Source organism: Sulfitobacter sp. 1A15299 (genome assembly GCF_043556915.1).
Lineage (GTDB): Bacteria > Pseudomonadota > Alphaproteobacteria > Rhodobacterales > Rhodobacteraceae > Sulfitobacter.
Window position 1 is genome coordinate 1 of sequence record NZ_JBIFFJ010000005.1, and the last position, 18,683, is coordinate 18,683.

An 18,683-nucleotide genomic window follows, 5' to 3' on the forward strand; every position below is an offset into this window, starting at 1 on the left:
CAAGATACCGGAAGTGTCGCAACCCAGTTTAGAATGTGCCCGTGCTACAAACATGATTCCTATAATCAGGGTTATGTTATTAAAACATGCTGTCTGAACCCGACAGCGGCACCCGCTTGCCGCTCCTCCGCGCCGCCCTACGTCCCGAAGCAGCCGATAGCCGGAGGGATCTGCCCCTCCGCCCCAATTTAGCCAAAGGATATTGCCGTGGAAACGAACCTGACCATCAATGGCACCGAGCAGCGGCTGGACCTCGATCCCCGCACCACGTTGCTGGATGCGCTGCGCCACCATCTTGGACTGACCGGCAGCAAGAAGGGCTGCGATCACGGGCAATGCGGCGCTTGCACGGTCATGGTGAATGGCCGCCGGATCAATGCTTGCCTGACATTGGCCTGTATGCATGACGGCGATGCGGTGACCACCATCGAAGGCATCGGAGCGCCCGGCAACCTTAGCCCGCTGCAAGACGCCTTTGTCCGCGAGGATGGGTTCCAATGCGGCTATTGCACGCCGGGGCAAATCTGCTCGGCCACCGCGATGTTGGAGGAGATCGCCGAGGGCTGGCCCAGCCATGTGACCGATGATCTGGAGGGCAAGCCTGCGCTGACCACGGAAGAGATCTCGGAACGGATGAGCGGCAATCTCTGCCGCTGTGCGGCCTATCCCAACATCGTCGAGGCGATCCGAAAAGCGGCGGGAGACAACGCATGAGACCATTCGACTATACCCGCGCCGAAAATACAGAGGCCGCCGCGCGGCAAGCGGCCAGCGGTGGCACCTTCATAGCCGGGGGCACCAACCTTCTCGATCTGATGAAGCTGGAGGTCATGACCCCCGAGGCGCTGATAGACATCAACCGGCTCGACCTTGGCGAGATCGAAGAGACCGAAGACGGCGGGCTGCGCATCGGGGCCTTGGTGACCAACAGCGATCTGGCCAATGACGCCCGCCTGCGCAAGGGTTGGCCGGTGCTGAGCCGTGCGTTGCTGGCCGGGGCCAGCGGACAGTTGCGCAACAAGGCGACAACGGGCGGCAATCTGCTGCAACGCACGCGCTGCCTGTATTTCTACGACCGCGCCATGCCCTGCAACAAACGCGCGCCGGGCACGGGCTGTTCGGCGAAGGAGGGGTTCAACCGGATCCTTGCCGTCTTGGGCACCTCGGAGCATTGCATCGCCACCCATCCCAGCGACATGGCCGTGGCCATGCGGGCGCTCGGGGCCGAGGTGGAGACGCTGAAAGAAGACAGCAGCACGCGCCGGCTGACGCTTGATGAGCTTTACCTGCTGCCCGGAGAGCGGCCAGATCAAGAGACCGTTCTAGAGCCGGGCGAATTGATCACCGCCGTGGTGCTGCCCGCGCCGGTGACGGGCAAACAGACCTACCGCAAGGTGCGGGACCGGGCTTCTTATGCCTTTGCCCTCGTCTCGGTCGCCGGAATCGTCGAGATGGAAGACGGACGGATCACCCGCGCCGATCTGGCCTTTGGCGGGCTGGCGCCGAAACCTTGGCGCAATGCCGAGGTGGAGGATCTGCTCACCGGCAACGCGCCTTCGGAAGACCTTTTCAACAAAGCCGCCGATCTGCTGCTGGCCGAGGCCAAAGGCTATGGCGCGAATGATTTCAAAATTCCCCTCGCCCGCCGCACGCTGGTGTCGGTGCTGAACGAACTTACCGCGGAGGCCCAGCAATGACCGAGCAATTCAAGATGGACGCGCCCGCCACCGCCCGCAGGTTGGATGATATGGCGCAGGGGCTTGTCGGCGCGCCGCTGGACCGCCCCGAGGGGCCGCTGAAGGTGAGCGGCACGGCAACCTATGCCAATGAATGGCAGGTCGAAGGCATGGTGCATGGCGTCATGGTCCGCGCGCCGGGCAACAGTGGCCGGGTGGTCTTGGCCAACCGCGACGCGGTGGCGCAAATGCCGGGGGTATTGGCCGTGATCCAAGACCCGCGCCTGCTGCGCAATCCGGCCCAAGGCACTGCGAACCAAGCGCCAATTCAAGGGCCGGAACAGGCCGCCTACCTCGGCCAGTTGATCGCCGTGGTCGTCGCCGAAGAATTCGAACAGGCCCGCCATGCGGCGCAATCGCTGAAGGTGGAATTGGAGAATGGCGAGGTCATGCCGGTCGATCCCGCCACCGCGGCGGTTGAGCCGCAGGAGGCGAAGACCTTGGATCAGGGCGATCTGGAGGGCGCGATGGAGGAGGCCGCATTCTCGGTCGATGTGACCTATACCACCCCGTCGCATTCCAGCACCCCAATGGAGCCGCATGCCTCCATCGCCTCATGGGACGGGGAAGACCTGACCCTGCGCGGCAGCTATCAGATGCTGAAATACAACCGCAACGAGCTTTCCGATGCCTTGGGCATCCACCCCGACCGGCTGCGCATCCTGTCGCCCTATGTCGGCGGCGGTTTCGGGTCGAAACTCGGAATCGCGCCCGAGGCCGTCGCCGCGGCGATTGCCGCGAAAGAGGTGGGCCGCCCGGTCTCTGTCGCGCTGCACCGCCAGCAGGTCTATGAGGCGACGATGCGCCGGTCCGAGACCACGCAGCGGGTGCGCCTTGCCGCCGATGCCGAAGGACGCCTGACCGGGCTGGGCCATGACGCGCGGGTGTCCAACCTGCCCGGAGAGAGCTTTGCCGAGCCGGTCTTGCAGGCGTCGCATTTTCTCTATGCCGGGGCGAACCGCAAGATGTCGATGGATTTGGCGCGGGTGCACCGCCTTTGTGCAGGCTCCGTCCGCGCGCCGGGCGAGGCGGTGGGCGTCACCGTTTTCGAGGGCGCGATGGATGAGCTGGCCGACAAGATCGGCATGGACCCGGTCGAACTGCGCCGCCGCAACATTCCCGAGAAGGACCCCGAAAGCGGCAAGGAGTTCTCCTCCCGCCGTTTCCGAGAGGCGCTCGACAGCGGGGCCGAGACATTCGGCTGGGCCGACCGCCCCGGCGTCAAGGAGCGGCGCGAGGGGGAATGGCTGATCGGCTATGGCATGGCCTCTGCCGCGCGGGTGAACGTGTTGATGGAGAGCCAAGCCCGCGTGACGCTGATGCCCGATGGCCGCCTGCGGGTCGAAACGGATATGACCGATATCGGCACCGGCACCTATGCGATCTTGGGCCAAATCGCGGGCGATATGATGGGCCTGCCCCGCGATGCGGTCGACGTGGTCTTGGGCGATACCACCCTGCCCCCGGCTTCGGGTTCAGGCGGGTCATGGGGCGCGTCGTCGAGCGGCACCTCGGTCTATCTGGCCTGCGAGGCGATCCGCAAACAGCTTGCCGCAAGGCTGGAGGTGGAGGAAGGCGACCTCACGCTAAAAGACGGCATGGCGACCTTCGACAACCAGACCCGCAGCCTGAGCGATATCCTGAACGGGGATGAGATTGCCAAAGTGGGTCATGTGCAGCCCGGCGATACTTCCGAGGCGGTGCGGCAGGCCACCTTCGGGGCCTATTTCGCCGAGGTTGCGGTACATGCCGCCTCGGGCGAGACCCGGGTGCGACGGATGCATGGCACCTTTGCCGCCGGGCGGATCTTGAATGCCAAGACGGCGCGCTCGCAATGTCTGGGGGGCATGACCTTTGGCATCGGCATCGCGTTGACCGAGGAGTTGGCCTTTGACCCGCGCGACGGCCATGTGGCCAACCATAACCTCGCGGAATACCACATCCCGGTGAACGCGGATGTGCCGCAGCTGACCGTCGATCTGCTGGAAGAGCGGGACGATTGGGCCAACCTGCTACAGGCCAAAGGGATCGGCGAACTGGGCATCTGCGGCGCGGCGGCGGCAATCGTTAATGCCATCTACAACGCCACTGGCGTCAGGGTGCGCGACTATCCCGCCACTTTGGACAAGGTGATTGCCGGGATGTGAGGAGACGAGGGGCGGTGTGATCGGCCGCCCCGTACTTTGCCGGTCTTGCGCTTGATGCCTACCGCGTCAGCCGCTGCTCCCAAGCCGCCCGGAAGGCGGCATAGCGCTCCGCATAGGCTGACGTGAGCGCGGGGTTGGGCGCGATGCTCTTGCGTATCTTTGGGGGCCGGATCACCTCCGCCTCCGCCGCCGCGCCACAGCCGAGCATCGCCAGCCGCGCCGCGCCAAGCGCCGCGCCCTGCGCACCGCTTTCGGGCACATCGAGGGTCAGCCCGGTGATGTCGGCGATCACCTGCAACCATGTCTCCGACTGGCTGCCGCCGCCCGCCACACAAACCCGTTTGGGCAAGGAACCACAGTGGTCGAGGGCGCGACAGCAGTCGGCAAAGGCAAAGCCCACCCCCTCCATCACCGCCTGCACCATATCCGGCAACCCATGCCCGCGGCGCAGCCCGTGAAAGGCCCCGGCGGCATCGGGGGCGTTATGCGGTGTCCGCTCGCCCGAGAGATAAGGCAGGAAGGTGATCCGAGAGGGTTGCCGAATGTCTTGAACCATACCCGCCAAATCCGCCGGGCTTTGCCCCGTGATCTGCCCGAGCCACGCCAAAGCATCGGTGGCTGATAGGATCACACCCATCTGATGCCAGGTCTTGGGCACCGCGTGGCAGAAACTATGCACGGCGCTTTCGGTATTGCTGGCGAAACGGTCGGTCACGGTGAAAAGCACGCCAGAGGTGCCGAGCGACAGAAACCCCTGCCCCGGCTGCACCAGCCCCAGCCCCACGGCGGTGGCGGCATTGTCCCCCGCGCCGCCCGCGACGGTGACGTTGCCGACACCCCACTCCGCGGCAAGCTCGGCCCGAAGCCCGCCCGCCCGCGCGCTGCCTTCGACCAGTCGCGGCATCTGATCGCGCGTAAGCCCCGTGGCGGCGAGCAGTTCATCCGACCAATCGCGTTTTTCCACATCGAGCCAAAGCGTGCCCGCCGCGTCGGACATTTCCGAGACATGCTCTCCCGTCAGCCATAGGCCGACATAGTCCTTGGGCAGCAGGACCTTGCGGACCTGCGCGAAAATCTCCGGCTCATGTTTCTGCACCCACCGCAGCTTGGGCGCGGTGAAGCCTGCCATGACGATATTGCCACCCAGCCCGCGAAAATCGGCACGCTGTTCCAGTTCCGCGCATTCGGCATGGGCGCGGCCATCGTTCCACAGGATCGCCGGGCGCAGGGGCTGGTCGTGGGCATCCAGCAGCGTGGCGCCATGCATCTGGCCCGAGACGGCAATGCCGCGCAGCGCCGCGAATGCCTCCGGGGCCGCGGCGCGGACCTCGGCGATGGCGCTCTTGCAGGCGGTGATCCATGAATGGGGGTCTTGCTCGCTCCACATCGGCTGCGGGCGCTGAACCTCCAACGGGGCATGACCCTCGGCCAAGGGCCGTTGGCCTGCGTCGATCAAAAGCGCTTTGACGCCCGAGGTGCCAAGGTCCAGGCCGAGATAGGTCATGCGGTACTCGTTACTTCAAAAATGAGAGGGAGCCACCGGCGGGCTGCCGGTGGCTCTGGCCATTAGAACGGGCTGTCGGGATAGTAGAAATCCATCGCGTTCTCTTGCGTCACCAGCACTGAGCCGATCACGAAAGTGCCCGAGACCGGCGCGTTGGAGGTGAGGCCCACCGCCGTCAGTTCGATCGCGGTGGCGATCATCGACGGCGGGTAGGTCACATTGGCCGGGATCATCTCATCGCCATCGGCAGTGCGCTTGATCATCTCTTTCATGCCGGCCCCGCCGAGCACGAATTTCACATCGTCACGCCCCGCCGCTTCGATTGCCGCCAGCACGCCAATCGCCATGTCGTCGTCCGAGGCCCAGACCGCGTCGATATTGGGGTATTTCGACAGAAAATCCTGCATCACAGTAAAGCTGTCGTCGCGGTTCCAGTTGCCATGCTCCATGTCGAGCACATTGATGCCGGAGCCTTCGATCGCCGCGGTGAAACCCTCCACGCGCTCGTTGTCGATGGTGGTGGGGATGCCGCGCAGCACGACGATATCGCCGCCATCGGGCATTTGCTGGGCCATGAACTCCCCCGACACCTTGCCAAAGCCGCTGTTGTCGCCCGCAACGTAAAGGTCTTGGATCCCCTCGACGGAAAGGCCACGGTCCACCACGGTGACCCATGCACCGCTATCGGCCACGGCCTGCACCGGCGGGGTCAGCGGGTCGGATTCAAAGGGCAGCACCACCAGCGCGTCGATGTTGCGCGTGGCGACCATGTCTTCGATGTCGTTCACCTGTTTGCCGGGGTCCGACGCGGTGGCGAGAACGAAGTCGAGGTCGGAATAGACCTCTTCCAGACGTTCGACGGTTTCCTTGGCGTGGAAGTTCATGCCCCCCGCCCAGCCGTGGGTCGCCGCCGGGATCGACACGCCGATGACTTTGGTGTCTTGGGCAAAGGCGGCGGTGCCAACAGCCGTGGCCAGCGCGGTGGCAATGAATGTTTTGGTAAATGTCATAATTGCTCCTCCCATGAAGCGTTCAACTACGGCTTAAAGCGCCGTCTTCCTTTCGCGCTGTAGGATCACAGCGAGAATGATGATAATCCCTTGGATCGCACCGTTCAGATAGGGCGACACGAAATCGGTAAGGTTCAGGATATTGCCGATCAGGCTGAGGATCAGCACGCCGATGACGGTGCCCCAGACCCGACCGAAACCACCCTTCAGCACGGTGCCGCCGATGATGACGGCGGCAATCGCCTCCAACTCCCAGAGCACCCCGGTCGAGGCCGAGGCCGAGCCGAGGCGCGGTACATACATGATCGTCGCGATGCCCACCAAAATGCCCAAGGCGGCATAGGAGATCAGACGGGTGCGATTGACGTTCACATTTGAATAATGCGCCACATGTTCGTTCGACCCGGTGGCGGCGCAGTGGCGGCCATAGACGCTGCGCGACATGATGATCTCACCAATGATGACCACCAGCGCGAAAACGATGATCGGCCAGCTGATCCCGAGGATGCCGTCGAAATAGACGGGCCGGTAAAAACTGCGCAGGCCGAAATCGAGCGACAGGGTGCCGCCATCGGCCAGCCACGTCACCAGCGAGCGGTAAATGCCCATGGAGCCAAGCGTGACGATGAAGGCCTCAATACCAAGCGCGGTGATCAAAAAGCCGTTCAACAGCCCCGCCAGCAGCCCCGCCACGATGGCCGTGAACATGCCCAACAGGATGATCGGCACGCCGACACCGAGGCTTGGCAAAGCGGCGTTCATCACCAAGATCATCAGCCCCGCAATAAAGGCCGCCATCGACCCCACCGACAGGTCAAGCCCCCCGGCGGTGATGACAAAGGTCATGCCCACTGCGATGATCCCGATAAAGGCCGAACGGGCGAGCACGTTGGTGATATTCGCAGCACTCAGGAAGTTGGAATTCAGCGCCGTGCCGATCACCACCAGAACGATCAGCGCGATGATCGGCCCGAGGACAGACATCGACGGCAGGCGGAAGCTTTTGGTGTGAGCTGTGGTTACATCTGTCATCTTCGGTTTCCTTAACCCGTCATCGGCATTTGTTCGGCGCTCAGCCCCATGGAAAGGCGGACAATCGCGTCTTCTGTGATCTCGCCCGCGTTCAGCGTGCCGCTGACCTCGCCCAAACGCATGACCATCACGCGGTCGGCAAGCCCGATGAGTTCAGGCATCTCAGAGGTGATCACGATAATGGCGTGGCCTTGATCAGCCAATTTGCGCAGGAAAGCATAGATTTGCTGCTTGGTGCCGATGTCGATGCCGCGAGTGGGTTCATCGACGATCAGGATGCGCGGCTCAGAGAGCATGATCTTGGCCAGCAACAGTTTTTGCTGGTTGCCGCCCGACATATTGCCGACGCGCACGTCACGGCTGCCTGCGCGAATGTCGAACGCGCTAATGGCTTCCGTCAGGGCGTTTTCCTCTGCGCTGCGGTCGATCAGGAAACCGCCGAATTTATGAAGGTTTTGCAGGGTCAGGTTCTCACGCATGCCGCGGTCCAGCAGCAACCCGCGCAGCTTGCGGTCTTCGGTCAGATAGCACAGCCCGGCCTGTTGCGCATCGCTCGGCTTCTTGAACTGCACCGGCTCGCCAAAAAGCGTGACACGCTCGGCGCTTGCCGGGCGCAGCGCGGCCAGACCCTCCATCACCTCGGTCCGCCCAGAGCCGATGAGCCCGCCGAGCCCGAGGATCTCCCCCTGTCGCAGCGAAAAAGACACATTTCTGGCAAAGCCCGGCACGCTGAGGTTTTCGACCCAGAGCACCTCTGGCGCGCCCCGCTCCACACCGGGTTTGGCGGGGTAGAGGTCGGAGACATCGCGGCCCACCATGGCGGTGGCCATTTCGTCTTCGGTGATCTCAGAGGTCGGGCTGGATTGCACCACCGCGCCATCGCGCATGATGGTGACATGGTCCGAGATCTTGGCCACTTCGTCCAATTTATGCGAGGTGAACAAGACCGCCGTTCCCGCCGCGCGCAGGGCCGCGACCTGTTTGAACAGCACATCGGTCTCCCGTTTTGTCAGTACCGCTGTCGGCTCGTCCATGATCAACACCCGCGCATCGCGCGACAGGGCCTTGGCGATCTCGACCATCTGCTTGTCAGAGTTCGACAGGCCCGAGACCAGCGCATCCGGAGAGACGTTGCAGGCCACCCGGCCAAGATAGTCGCGCGTGCGCCGCCGCATCTCGGCCTTGTCGAGCAGCGGCCCGCGTTTCAACTCGCGGCCCAGAAAGATGTTCTGCTCAACGGTGAGCTGTTCGGCCAAGTTGAATTCTTGGTGGATCATCACGATCCCGGCCATCTCGCCCTCGTGCAGATTGTCGAAACGGGTGGTCGCACCGTCGAGTTCGACGGCGCCTTTCGTGGGCATTTGATAGCCCGCCATGATCTTCATCGTCGTCGATTTGCCCGCCCCGTTCTCACCGATCAGCGCATGCACGGTCCCCGGCTCCAGCGCGAGGGTCACGCCGTGCAGCACTTCGATCGAGCCGAAGCTTTTGCTCACGTCGCGCAGGGCAAGAACGGGGGTGGCAGTCATAGCTTGGTCCACGCCGCATCATTGGCCGAGGACGTGACACAGGCGGTGATGAAACGCATCCCCGCCATGCCCGCCGTGATGTCCGGCAGCACGCCCATGGCGCTTTCGCGGCGCGCCCCGCCCTGCACGGCGCGGATCGCATCGGCGGCTTCGTTATAGATCGTGGCGAACCCTTCGAGGTACCCTTCGGGGTGGCCGCCGGGAATGCGGCTTACCGCTTGCGACGCCTCAGACGCCCCTGCCCCGTTGCGGGTGATCAGGCGCTTCGGCTCTCCCAAGGGGGTGAACCACAGGTAGTTGGGATCTTCTTGGGACCATTCCAAGCCGCCCTTGTCGCCATAGACACGCAGCTTCAGCGCGTTCTCATTGCCCGGGGCCACTTGGCTTGACCACAGCATGCCGCGCGCGCCACCGGCGAACCGCAGCATCATATGGGCGTTGTCATCCAGCTTGCGCCCCGCGCCCCAGCATTGCAGATCGGCGGCAAGACTTTCGACCTCCAGACCGCTGACAAAACAGGCGAGGTTATGGGCATGGGTGCCGATATCGCCCACCGAGCCGCCCGCGCCCGAGCGTGCGGGATCGGTGCGCCACTCGGCCTGTTTGACGCCTTCGTTCTCCGCCGGGGCAGTTAGCCAGTCCTGCGGATATTCCGCCTGAACGATGCGGATCTCGCCCAGATCACCTGCCGCCACCATGGCCCGCGCTTGGCGGATCATCGGATAGCCGGTGTAATTATGGGTGAGGATGAAGAGTGCCTCGGCCTCAGCGACGCTGGCCGCCAACGCCTCCGCATCCTCCAGCGTGGAGGTCAGGGGCTTGTCGCAGATCACATGGATGCCCTTGGCCAAGAAGGCCTTCGCGGCAGCGGCATGAACGTGGTTGGGCGTGACGATCGAGACCGCCTCGATCCCGTCTTCGCGGGCAGCTTCGGCCTCGGCCATCTCTTCGAAACTGCCGTAGGAGCGCGGGATGCCCAAAGCCTCTGCACTGGCGGCGGATTTCTCGGGGGTCGAAGAGAGCGCGCCTGCCACCAGATCAAACCGGTCGTCGATGCGCGAGGCGATGCGGTGCACCCCGCCGATAAAAGCGTCATTGCCTCCGCCCACCATGCCAAGTCGAATACGTGCCATCAGTCGATCCCCAGCATCTTGCGGTTTGCTGCCTCATCGGTGCCGCCATCGGCGAAATCGTCAAAGGCTTTGTCGGTCACGCGAATGATGTGATCGGAGACGAATTGCGCCCCTTCGCGCGCGCCGTCTTCGGGGTGCTTGAGGCAGCATTCCCATTCCACCACGGCCCAGCCATCGAAATCATTCGCCGCCATTTTGGAAAAGACAGCGCCGAAATCAACCTGCCCGTCGCCCAGCGACCGGAACCGCCCGGCGCGGTCCGTCCAGCTTTGATAGCCTGAATAGACCCCCTGACGGCCCGTCGGATTGAACTCGGCATCCTTGACGTGGAACATCTTGATCCGGTCTTTGTAGATGTCGATGTTATCAAGGTAATCAAGGCATTGCAGGACGTAGTGACTGGGATCATAGAGCATGTTGGCCCGCGCGTGATTGCCCGTGCGCTCCAAAAACATTTCATAGGTGACGCCGTCATGCAGGTCTTCACCGGGGTGGATCTCATAGCAGACATCGACACCGCAGTCTTCGGCGTGGTTCAAGATCGGCAGCCAACGCGCGGCGAGTTCGTCAAAGGCCGTCTCGATCAGCCCCGCCGGGCGCTGCGGCCAGGGGTAGACATAGGGCCAAGCCAAAGCGCCCGAGAAGGTCGCATGCGCCCCGATCCCCATGTTTTTCGACGCTGAAAGAGCCATCTTAACCTGCTCGACCGCCCATTCCTGCCGCGCCTTGGGATTGCCGCGCACTTCTTCGACGGCGAAGCCGTCAAAGGCGGTGTCATAGGCCGGATGCACAGCGACCAACTGGCCTTGCAGATGGGTCGAAAGCTCGGTCACCTCCACGCCGTTTTCGACCGCCTTGCCCTTGAACTCGTCGCAGTAATCCTTGCTCGATGCGGCCTTGGCCAAGTCGATCAGCCGCGCGTCCCAACTGGGCACTTGCACGCCTTTGTAGCCACAATCGGCGGCCCATTTGGTGATGCTGTCCCAAGAGTTGAAGGGCGCGTCATCGCCCGCGAATTGCGCCAGAAACAGCGCCGGTCCCTTGATCGTCTTCATAATGTTCCTCCCTTTCCCCGGCTCAAACGAACCGGTTCACGATGTTCTCCAGAATTTCCTGCCGGCCCGAGCGGGGCTGCGGGTTGATGCCGTCATGGACAACCTGCGCGGCGATCAAGGCCAGATCCCCCTCCAGCATCGCCTTGGCCTTGGGCGTGTCCCACCCCGCGTAGCGCTCGGCGCGCATGGCCTCGATCGTGCCATCCTCAAGCATGGCGGCGGCGGCTTTGAAGCCCCGCGCGCAGACATCCATCGCACCCGCATGGGCCGCAACGAGATCGACCGGATCGAGCGATTGCCGCCGCAGCTTGGCATCGAAATTGGTGCCGCCGGTGGTGAAACCGCCTGCTTTGAGCACCTCGTAATAGGCCAGCGCCACTTCGGGCACGTTGTTGGGAAATTGATCCGTGTCCCAGCCCGATTGATAGTCGTTGCGGTTCATGTCAATCGAGCCGAAAATCCCCAAGGACGCGGCCAGCGCCAGTTCATGTTCGAACGAATGGCCCGCAAGGATCGCATGGCCCTGTTCGATGTTCATCTGAACGTCGTTCTCCAGCCCGAATTCCTTGAGGAAACCATAGACCGTGGCCACGTCGAAATCATACTGATGTTTGGTCGGCTCCTGCGGCTTGGGCTCCACAAGAATGGCGCCTTCGAAGCCGATCTTGTGTTTGTACTCCACCGCCATCTGCAAGAAGCGCCCGGCCTGCTGGCGTTCGCGTTTCAGGTCGGTGTTGAGCAGGGTCTCATAGCCTTCGCGCCCGCCCCAGAGAACGTAGTTCTGACCGCCCAGCTTATGGGTCGCATCCATGCAGGCTTTGACCGTGGCGGCGGACCAAGCAAAGATCTCAGGGTCGGGGTTGGTGGCCGCGCCCGACATGAAGCGCCGGTGGCCAAAAAGGTTCGCCGTGCCCCAAAGCAGCCTGGTTTTGGAGCCTTCCATCTTGGTGCCTAGATAGTCAATGATCTCTTCGAAATTGCGCAGGCTTTCGGCGAATGTGTCCCCCTCGGGGCGGATGTCGGCATCGTGCCAGCAAAAGAAGGGCGCGTTCAGCAGATCGAACATCTCGAAGGCCACATCGGCCTTGAGCTTTGCCAGGTCCATCGTGTCACCGAACCACGGGCGCTCGAATGTCTGCCCGCCAAAGGGATCGCCGCCCGGCCATGCGAAGGAATGCCAATAGGCCACGGCAAAGCGCAGGTGATCCTCCATACGCTTGCCCATGACGATCTCGTCAGGGTTGTAGTGGCGAAAGGCCAGATCGGCCCCCTCGGGATCATAGGTCAGGGGCTTTATATCTTTAAAGAAATTAGTCATCTATCTTGGCCTTCATCCTGTCGGTCAATGTGTCGGCGGGCAGATTGTCCCGCACATAAATCGTCGGCACGAGGTCCGGCATCGGCGGCAATTCCTTTTGGTCGATCAAAGCGCGCAAGACGGTGAAGGCACGGTTGATCTCGACATCTGGGCGCTGGTCAATCACCAGATCGATATGCCGGCCCAGTAGCGCCTGACGTGAATGCGCCACCAGTTCATGCACCACGCAGAAGGGCCGCTCTCCCTGCCCCTCTTGCAGCGCGGCGATCAACCCGCTGTTGCCCGCGCCCACATTGTAAAGCGCGGTCAGCTCTTTCAGACCGAGCGCCTGACGCGTCTGCGCGTTCAGCACCTCTGCGTCGTCCTTCGTCATGATCGGATCCAGCAATTCAACCTGCGGAAAATCGGCCTGCAACACGTCGCGAAAGCCGGTCAGACGCTCTGCGTGGTCGCGCGCATCCAGAGAGCCTGCAAAGGTCTGCACCCGTCCGCCCTGCCCGCCATGGGCAAGCCCTACCATACGCCCCGCCGTGCGCCCGGCGGCGATGTTGTCGATCCCGATATAGGCGGCGCGGGCGGCCTGCGGCAGGTCGGAGACGAGGCCCACCACGGCCACCCCCTTGTCCCGCAGGGCGGCCAAAGGTGCCTCAAGCGCCGCGCTTTGCAGGCCGACGATGGCGACACCGTCGAAATCCCGTTCCAGCAGGTCCGAGATGCTGTCTTGCAGCCCTTCCACGGCAAACGCCGCGACCTCGATCACCTCGGCGGTGACGCGTTCGGTGGCCTGATGGGCGGCGGTATGTTCGATGTGTTCACGGATGCGGTTGAAAAAGGCGTTGGAGCCACGGGGGATCAGGAAAGCGAGCCGATAGATCCGCCCGCGTGACAGGTTCGCCGCCGCCACATTGCGCACATAGCCAAGCGCCGCGACAGCTTCGCGCACCTTGGCAATGGACTTTTCCGCCACGTTGCCGCGGTTGTTGATCACCCGGTCCGCGGTGGCATAGCTCACCCCAGCCGCGCGTGCGACATCGCTCAACGTCGGACTTGTCATGGCCCCTCCCCCGCGCGCTGGCCCTCCCAGCCTGCGCATCTTGGGCCTATCTAGGGGGATATTTTGATATACGTCAATCATTTTTGATAGACGTATATCATTTATAGGCTATGGCGCAGGCAAGCGGCGGACATAATCCCCACCCAACCAACTGATAAAATTATGTTTTCAAGCCGGTCTGTCCAAGTGACTTACCGCGTGGCTGCCATCTCGCTGGCGTGCAATGGGCAGGGGTGAATGCAAGCGACCTGATGCAGCGACTGGCCCGGCTGTGGCACCACTTGTGCGCAATCCGCCTGCGCCCGTGGGCAGCGGCCGCGGAAGACATAGCCCGAGGGCGGGTTCATCGGCGAGGGCATGTCGCCCGACATCGGCAGGATCCGCTTGGCGCGCTCGGCCACGGGATCGGGGATCGGCACGGCGGAAAGCAGTGCCTGCGTGTAGGGATGCTGCGGATCGTCGTAGAGAAGCGCCTTCGGTGCCTTTTCCATCACCCGGCCCAGATAGAGCACCATGACCTCGTCCGAGATGTTCTTCACCACGCTGAGGTCATGGGCGATGAAGATCATCGCCAGCCCCAAATCGCGCTGCAACTCTTTCAGAAGTTCGATCACCTGCGCCTGGATCGAGACATCGAGGGCCGAGACCGGCTCGTCGCAGATCAGCAGCTTCGGCTCCACGATCAGCGCCCGGGCGATGCCGATGCGCTGGCACTGGCCGCCGGAGAACTCATGCGGGTAGCGGTTGATCATCTGCGGCAACAGACCCACGCGTTCCATCATCTGCGCCACCCGTGCGCGGCGCTCGCGGGCGGGCACATCCGGGCGGTGGGTCTTCAGCGGCTCGGCGATGATTTGTCCCAGCGTCATACGCGGGTTGAGCGAGGCGAGCGGGTCCTGAAACACCATCTGGATTTCGGACCGGTAGGGTTTCATCCGGCGGGGGGAGAGCGACAGAAGGTCGGTCTCGCCCTGCCAAATGATCTGCCCCTCGGCGGGGACCATCTGGATCAGCCCGCGCGCAAGGGTGGACTTGCCGCAGCCGGATTCGCCGACCACGCCGAGGGTCTTGCCGGGTTCCAGATCGAAGCTCACCCCGTTGACCGCATGCAGGATGCGCGGCTTGGTCCAGGGCATGTCGCCCGCGCGGGTGATCGGGATTTTGACGTGCAGGTCGCGCACGGAAAGCAGCGGGCTCATGCGGTGACCTCCGCGATGGGACGGTGGCATGCGCGGGCGCGGGCACCGCCGAAGGGGCCAGGGGCGGCATCACGCGGCAATCGAAAACGAAGAGCACATGCAAGATGTTGCCTCGCATCAACCAATGACGGCGGCTTCGCGCCGAGGCGGCGCGAGGTTGTGAAGAGTGCCCCCCGCCCCCGGTCTGCCCCGGGCGGCGGGGTTCAACGTGGCAAAGGGCGCCTAGCCGCGCGCGCCCCAAGTGTCGGACAGGCGGTAACCGCCCGGCCAAGGGTCATCGGGGTCAAGCATATGTTGATGGATGCCCGTGACCCAGCCCCGGCCTGACAGTTCCGGCAGGATGGCCATATGTTCGCCCACCCGCGTCTCGCCCAAGATGCGCCCCGTGAAGGTCGACCCGATCAGCGACACGGTGGTCAGACTGTCCTCCAGCCCCATTTCTCCCCGCGCGTGCAGCAGGGCCATCCGCGCGCAAAGGGCGGTGCCAGTGGGCGAACGGTCCACCTTACCGGGCTGGATCGCGACCGCCGCCCCGGCGCGCAGGCCGGTCTCATCGCGGGTCACCGGACCGGCGAACAGGCAGAAAGAGAAATGCTGCCAATCAGGGTTCTCAGGGTGGTCGAACCGCATCGCCGCATTGGCCGCATCGGTGATCCGCACGCCAAGCCGCGCGATGTCATGGGCCTCATGCGCTTCCAGCGAAAACCCCATTGCGGCGGCATCGACGACCACGAAACTGTCGCCGCCATAGGCGGTATCGACGGTGAGCGTGCCCAGCCCTTCGACCTCAAGCGGCACATCCAGACGCGCCGCGAAGCTTGGCAGGTTCTGTACGAAAATACGCTCCGCCTTGCCATTGCGACACTCGGCGCGGACCTTCACCAGCCCGCCCGGAGCTTCGAGGGTTAGCTCGGTCACAGGTTCCGTCATCGGCAGGATGCCCCCGTCGAGCAGCACGGTCGAAACGCAGATCGAATTGGAACCGGACATCGGCGGCGTGTCCTCCGGCTCCATGATGATAAAAGCCGCATCGGCGCGGGGGTCTTTCGGCGGGACCAGCAGGTTCACATGGCGAAACACCCCGCCGCGTGGCTCGTTCAACACGAAGTTGCGCAGGGTCTCATCCCGCGCGATCCAGCGGCTCTGCTCCCACAGCGTCTCCCCCGGCGGCGGGGTGACACCGCCCACAATCACATCGCCCACCTCCCCCTCGGCATGGGCCGAGATCACATGAACCGTTTTGCTGCTACGCATCCCTCGTCTCCTCCTCGGTCAGCCATCTCGGTAAGGCTTCCCCCGCCTGCCCCGTCACGGCAGCCTCCACGCAATCGGCGATACTGCCAAAGCGCACGGCCCTCCCCGACAGGCCGGGGGCGTAATGGGCGTATTTGCCCGAGTTGGTCATCAGCACCTTGGCCGAGGGCGGGAAGACCGGCTCGGAAATCGAGCACCAGCAGATGTCGGGCACCACCTGCACGCCCACGGCCTCAAGTCGCGCCACGGTGCCGTCATCGCGCGCCGCTTGCAGTGTGTCTTGGCCGAGCGTCACGATGACAGCCGTGTCGGCATGGCGCTTGCGCCCGGCGAGGGCGGTGTCGAGCGCGCGGCATTCGGCGTGCGAGAAATGCGGGCTGCCAAAAGCCACGAGGTCAACCGTCGCGGCCCCGGCGTTGAACTGCCGCCAAACGCGGCGCAGGTCGTGGGCTGTGAGGCGAATCGTATCGGCCTCTGCGACAGGGGGCAGATCGGCCTCGGGTGTGATCCCGGCGACATGCAGCATTGGGGCCGCGGAGGTGGTACCAAAAGCCGCGCAGAGCGCTTTGAGGTCATCCTCATTCGGGGCAGCCCCCTCCAACCCGCGCAAAAGCGGGATCCGGTCCGGGGCGGCCTGCCCCGCAAGCCAGCCCAGCATCGGCCAGATCGCCTCGTCATACTCCGCAGGCAGCGCCACTTCGATCACCCGGCGCGGGGCGCGGTGTTCCTCCAGATAGACCCCTGAGAGCGGCGCGCGCGCCGTGAGCGCGATGCACAGATCGAGGAAATCGGGATGTTTCACCGTCCGCGCGCCAAGCACGCTATTGGCATAGATCACCGCGTTGGACTCCGACCACGCGATGAACTCGCCGCGTTCGGGCGGGGCAGGCAATTGGTAGGGCGCACAGGTGAAACTGGGCCGCGCGCCCATGGTGACATAGGCGTCGGCCAGACGGCTGGCGGGCAGGCCAAAGTCCGGCGGCACGCCCTGATCGCGCCAATTGCCGTGATCGACCGAGATCGCATTCATCGTGGTCGGCACACGCACCTTCGAGCCCATATCGGCCATGGTCTGGGCAAAGAGCAGGTTGGCGGGGCTGGCGTAGATGCAGCCGTCGATATGCACGCGCGTCACATCGACCAGCCGCTCGGCCCCCTGCCCCCGCGCCATGGTGCAGGTGATCTCCATCGCCAGTTGCACGGCTTTGCCCTCGGCCCCGTCCAGCATCGCTTGATCCTCGGCGGTGAGATGCAGGGCGCGGGCGGGCCTGTCCGACAGGGGCAGATCCCAGTCATCGGTGCTGAGCATCTCAGGCGTGATCCGCGCGCTGCGGGACTTGGCGAGCAGGGCGTAATCCTCGGCCCCGAGGCGCAGCACCGCGAGCGGCTTGTCGAACATCTTGCCCGCGATCAACGCGCCCAGGGTCAGGATGTCTTCAGCCTCGCGAAACACGAGGGCAGCAGGGGCATGACCGTTCAACGCCAGTTCCAGCAGCACGCCGCTGCCGGTGCAGGAGCCGCGGCTGGTGGGCATGAGCAGGATCTTCCCCGCCAGCGACTGACCGCAAAGCGGGTGATGCGCGTCGATGACCTTGCCCGTGGCCGGATCGACGCCGCCCCAGAAACTCAGCCCCTCGGAAGCGGCCAGCACCGCGCCTTGGGCCGCGGCGGGAACGATGATTTGCGCCATGGGGAGCCTCTTTAAATCAGGTGACGACAAAGCCGTGCGCGAAGGGGTCACGCTCGTCGATGAAGATGGTGTTAATGCCCGTTACCCGCGCCCAACCGGCTATGGAGGGGATGATCGCGGGGCTGCCCGCCACCTCTGCCGCCGCTTCGACACGGCCTTTGAACATGGAGCCAATGATGGATTCATGCACGAAATCATCGCCCACGGTCAGCTTTCCCTTGGCCGCCAGCTGCGCCATCCGCGCCGAGGTGCCAGTGCCGCAGGGCGAGCGGTCGATCGCCTTGTCACCGTAGAAAACCGCGTTGCGGGCGTGCGCCTCCGCCGCGCGGGGGGCACCGGTCCAGAGGATATGGCTCAGCCCGTTGATCGCGGGGTGTTCGGGGTGGATGAACTCATATTTCGCATTGAGCGCGGCACGGAGCTTTGGGCTCAGGCCGACCAGTTCGGAAACCGAGAAATCCGCCATATCGCGGAAGTTCTTCTGCGGCTCGACGATGGCGTAGAAATTGCCGCCATAGGCCACATCGACCACCACTTCGCCCAAACCCGCGACCTCCGCCGTCAGCCCTTCGGCATGGTGGAAGGCGGGCACATTGGTCAGCCGCACCTCTTCGACGAAACGCCCCTCTTGCCGGTAGGTCACATCGACCCGCCCGGCAGGGGTTTCAAGGCGCAATTGGCCGGGGGTGGCGGGGGTGACGAGCCCGTTTTCAAGCGCGATGGTGACGGTGCCGATGGTGCCGTGGCCGCACATCGGCAGGCAGCCTGAGGTCTCAATGAACAGCACCGCGATGTCGCAATCATCCCGCGTCGGCGGGTATAGGATGGCGCCCGACATCTGGTCATGGCCGCGCGGCTCGAACATCAGACCGGTGCGGATCCAGTCGTAATCGGCCAGAAAATGCGCGCGCTTTTCCAGCATGTTCGCGCCCTTGAGCAGCGGTGCGCCGCCGGTGACGAGCCGTACCGGATTGCCGCAGGTATGGCCGTCGATACAGGGAAAGGTGTGTTGCGTCATGTCA

General features: G+C 63.9%; 15 protein-coding genes. 3 read left to right on the plus strand and 12 right to left on the minus strand.

Annotated elements, in window-relative coordinates; genetic code table 11:
• Positions 1-207: 207 nt before the first annotated feature.
• Genes ACGYK7_RS08320 through ACGYK7_RS08330 form a run of 3 tightly spaced genes read left to right on the plus strand, consistent with a single transcriptional unit; the run spans position 208 to position 3,883 of the window.
• Positions 208-714, plus strand: a complete 507-nt coding sequence (locus ACGYK7_RS08320; protein ID WP_394400905.1) for a 2Fe-2S iron-sulfur cluster-binding protein — start codon at positions 208-210, stop codon at positions 712-714.
• On the plus strand, positions 711-1,697 hold the full coding sequence (locus ACGYK7_RS08325) for an FAD binding domain-containing protein (RefSeq protein ID WP_394400907.1): 987 nt from the start codon (positions 711-713) through the stop codon (positions 1,695-1,697). The genes ACGYK7_RS08320 and ACGYK7_RS08325 overlap by 4 nt, the downstream gene beginning before the upstream one ends.
• Positions 1,694-3,883, plus strand: coding sequence for a molybdopterin cofactor-binding domain-containing protein (locus ACGYK7_RS08330; protein WP_394400910.1), 2,190 nt, complete (start codon positions 1,694-1,696; stop codon positions 3,881-3,883). Before ACGYK7_RS08325 ends, ACGYK7_RS08330 begins: the two co-directional genes overlap by 4 nt.
• A gap of 58 nt (positions 3,884-3,941) precedes the next feature.
• Here the strand turns inward: ACGYK7_RS08330 and xylB are convergent, their stop codons facing one another.
• From xylB to ACGYK7_RS08390, 12 genes are all read right to left on the minus strand, one after another.
• Entirely contained in the window at positions 3,942-5,387 is a 1,446-nt protein-coding gene (gene xylB, locus ACGYK7_RS08335; RefSeq protein ID WP_394400913.1) for a xylulokinase, read from the minus strand.
• A gap of 62 nt (positions 5,388-5,449) precedes the next feature.
• A complete protein-coding gene (locus ACGYK7_RS08340; RefSeq protein WP_394400916.1) occupies positions 5,450-6,397 on the minus strand; it encodes an ABC transporter substrate-binding protein in 948 nt (315 codons plus the stop codon).
• A gap of 33 nt (positions 6,398-6,430) precedes the next feature.
• Entirely contained in the window at positions 6,431-7,429 is a 999-nt protein-coding gene (locus ACGYK7_RS08345; RefSeq protein WP_394400919.1) for an ABC transporter permease, read from the minus strand.
• Positions 7,430-7,440: 11 nt separating this feature from the next.
• Complete coding sequence (locus ACGYK7_RS08350) at positions 7,441-8,958, minus strand: sugar ABC transporter ATP-binding protein (RefSeq protein ID WP_394400922.1); 1,518 nt, start codon at positions 8,956-8,958, stop codon at positions 7,441-7,443.
• Positions 8,955-10,091, minus strand: coding sequence for a Gfo/Idh/MocA family oxidoreductase (locus tag ACGYK7_RS08355; RefSeq protein WP_394400925.1), 1,137 nt, complete (start codon positions 10,089-10,091; stop codon positions 8,955-8,957). The genes ACGYK7_RS08350 and ACGYK7_RS08355 overlap by 4 nt, the downstream gene beginning before the upstream one ends.
• Positions 10,091-11,146, minus strand: a complete 1,056-nt coding sequence (locus tag ACGYK7_RS08360; protein WP_394400927.1) for a sugar phosphate isomerase/epimerase family protein — start codon at positions 11,144-11,146, stop codon at positions 10,091-10,093. Before ACGYK7_RS08360 ends, ACGYK7_RS08355 begins: the two co-directional genes overlap by 1 nt.
• Positions 11,147-11,168: 22 nt before the next feature.
• Positions 11,169-12,464: a xylose isomerase gene (xylA, locus tag ACGYK7_RS08365; protein WP_394400929.1), complete on the minus strand. Its 1,296-nt coding sequence runs from the start codon at positions 12,462-12,464 to the stop codon at positions 11,169-11,171.
• Complete coding sequence (locus ACGYK7_RS08370; RefSeq protein ID WP_394400932.1) at positions 12,457-13,518, minus strand: LacI family DNA-binding transcriptional regulator; 1,062 nt, start codon at positions 13,516-13,518, stop codon at positions 12,457-12,459. The genes xylA and ACGYK7_RS08370 overlap by 8 nt, the downstream gene beginning before the upstream one ends.
• Positions 13,519-13,709: 191 nt before the next feature.
• Positions 13,710-14,717, minus strand: coding sequence for an ABC transporter ATP-binding protein (locus tag ACGYK7_RS08375; protein WP_394400935.1), 1,008 nt, complete (start codon positions 14,715-14,717; stop codon positions 13,710-13,712).
• A gap of 222 nt (positions 14,718-14,939) precedes the next feature.
• Positions 14,940-15,971: a proline racemase family protein gene (locus ACGYK7_RS08380; RefSeq protein WP_394400938.1), complete on the minus strand. Its 1,032-nt coding sequence runs from the start codon at positions 15,969-15,971 to the stop codon at positions 14,940-14,942.
• Positions 15,964-17,661: an aconitase X gene (locus tag ACGYK7_RS08385; protein WP_394400941.1), complete on the minus strand. Its 1,698-nt coding sequence runs from the start codon at positions 17,659-17,661 to the stop codon at positions 15,964-15,966. The genes ACGYK7_RS08380 and ACGYK7_RS08385 overlap by 8 nt, the downstream gene beginning before the upstream one ends.
• 16 nt (positions 17,662-17,677) lie before the next feature.
• Positions 17,678-18,679 (minus strand): 4-hydroxyproline epimerase, encoded by a 1,002-nt coding sequence (locus tag ACGYK7_RS08390; RefSeq protein WP_394400944.1) that lies wholly within the window; start codon positions 18,677-18,679, stop codon positions 17,678-17,680.
• Positions 18,680-18,683: the final 4 nt, after the last annotated feature.

What these genes read in the sequence shown, in the direction of transcription:
- ACGYK7_RS08345 (WP_394400919.1), bottom strand. Translation starts at nt 7,429, where the DNA reads ATGACAGATGTAACCACAGCTCACACCAAAAGCTTCCGCCTGCCGTCG.
- ACGYK7_RS08330 (WP_394400910.1), top strand. Translation starts at nt 1,694, where the DNA reads ATGACCGAGCAATTCAAGATGGACGCGCCCGCCACCGCCCGCAGGTTG.
- xylA (WP_394400929.1), bottom strand. Translation starts at nt 12,464, where the DNA reads ATGACTAATTTCTTTAAAGATATAAAGCCCCTGACCTATGATCCCGAG.
- ACGYK7_RS08325 (WP_394400907.1), top strand. Translation starts at nt 711, where the DNA reads ATGAGACCATTCGACTATACCCGCGCCGAAAATACAGAGGCCGCCGCG.
- ACGYK7_RS08350 (WP_394400922.1), bottom strand. Translation starts at nt 8,958, where the DNA reads ATGACTGCCACCCCCGTTCTTGCCCTGCGCGACGTGAGCAAAAGCTTC.
- ACGYK7_RS08340 (WP_394400916.1), bottom strand. Translation starts at nt 6,397, where the DNA reads ATGACATTTACCAAAACATTCATTGCCACCGCGCTGGCCACGGCTGTT.
- ACGYK7_RS08390 (WP_394400944.1), bottom strand. Translation starts at nt 18,679, where the DNA reads ATGACGCAACACACCTTTCCCTGTATCGACGGCCATACCTGCGGCAAT.
- xylB (WP_394400913.1), bottom strand. Translation starts at nt 5,387, where the DNA reads ATGACCTATCTCGGCCTGGACCTTGGCACCTCGGGCGTCAAAGCGCTT.
- ACGYK7_RS08380 (WP_394400938.1), bottom strand. Translation starts at nt 15,971, where the DNA reads ATGCGTAGCAGCAAAACGGTTCATGTGATCTCGGCCCATGCCGAGGGG.
- ACGYK7_RS08375 (WP_394400935.1), bottom strand. Translation starts at nt 14,717, where the DNA reads ATGAGCCCGCTGCTTTCCGTGCGCGACCTGCACGTCAAAATCCCGATC.
- ACGYK7_RS08360 (WP_394400927.1), bottom strand. Translation starts at nt 11,146, where the DNA reads ATGAAGACGATCAAGGGACCGGCGCTGTTTCTGGCGCAATTCGCGGGC.
- ACGYK7_RS08385 (WP_394400941.1), bottom strand. Translation starts at nt 17,661, where the DNA reads ATGGCGCAAATCATCGTTCCCGCCGCGGCCCAAGGCGCGGTGCTGGCC.
- ACGYK7_RS08370 (WP_394400932.1), bottom strand. Translation starts at nt 13,518, where the DNA reads ATGACAAGTCCGACGTTGAGCGATGTCGCACGCGCGGCTGGGGTGAGC.
- ACGYK7_RS08355 (WP_394400925.1), bottom strand. Translation starts at nt 10,091, where the DNA reads ATGGCACGTATTCGACTTGGCATGGTGGGCGGAGGCAATGACGCTTTT.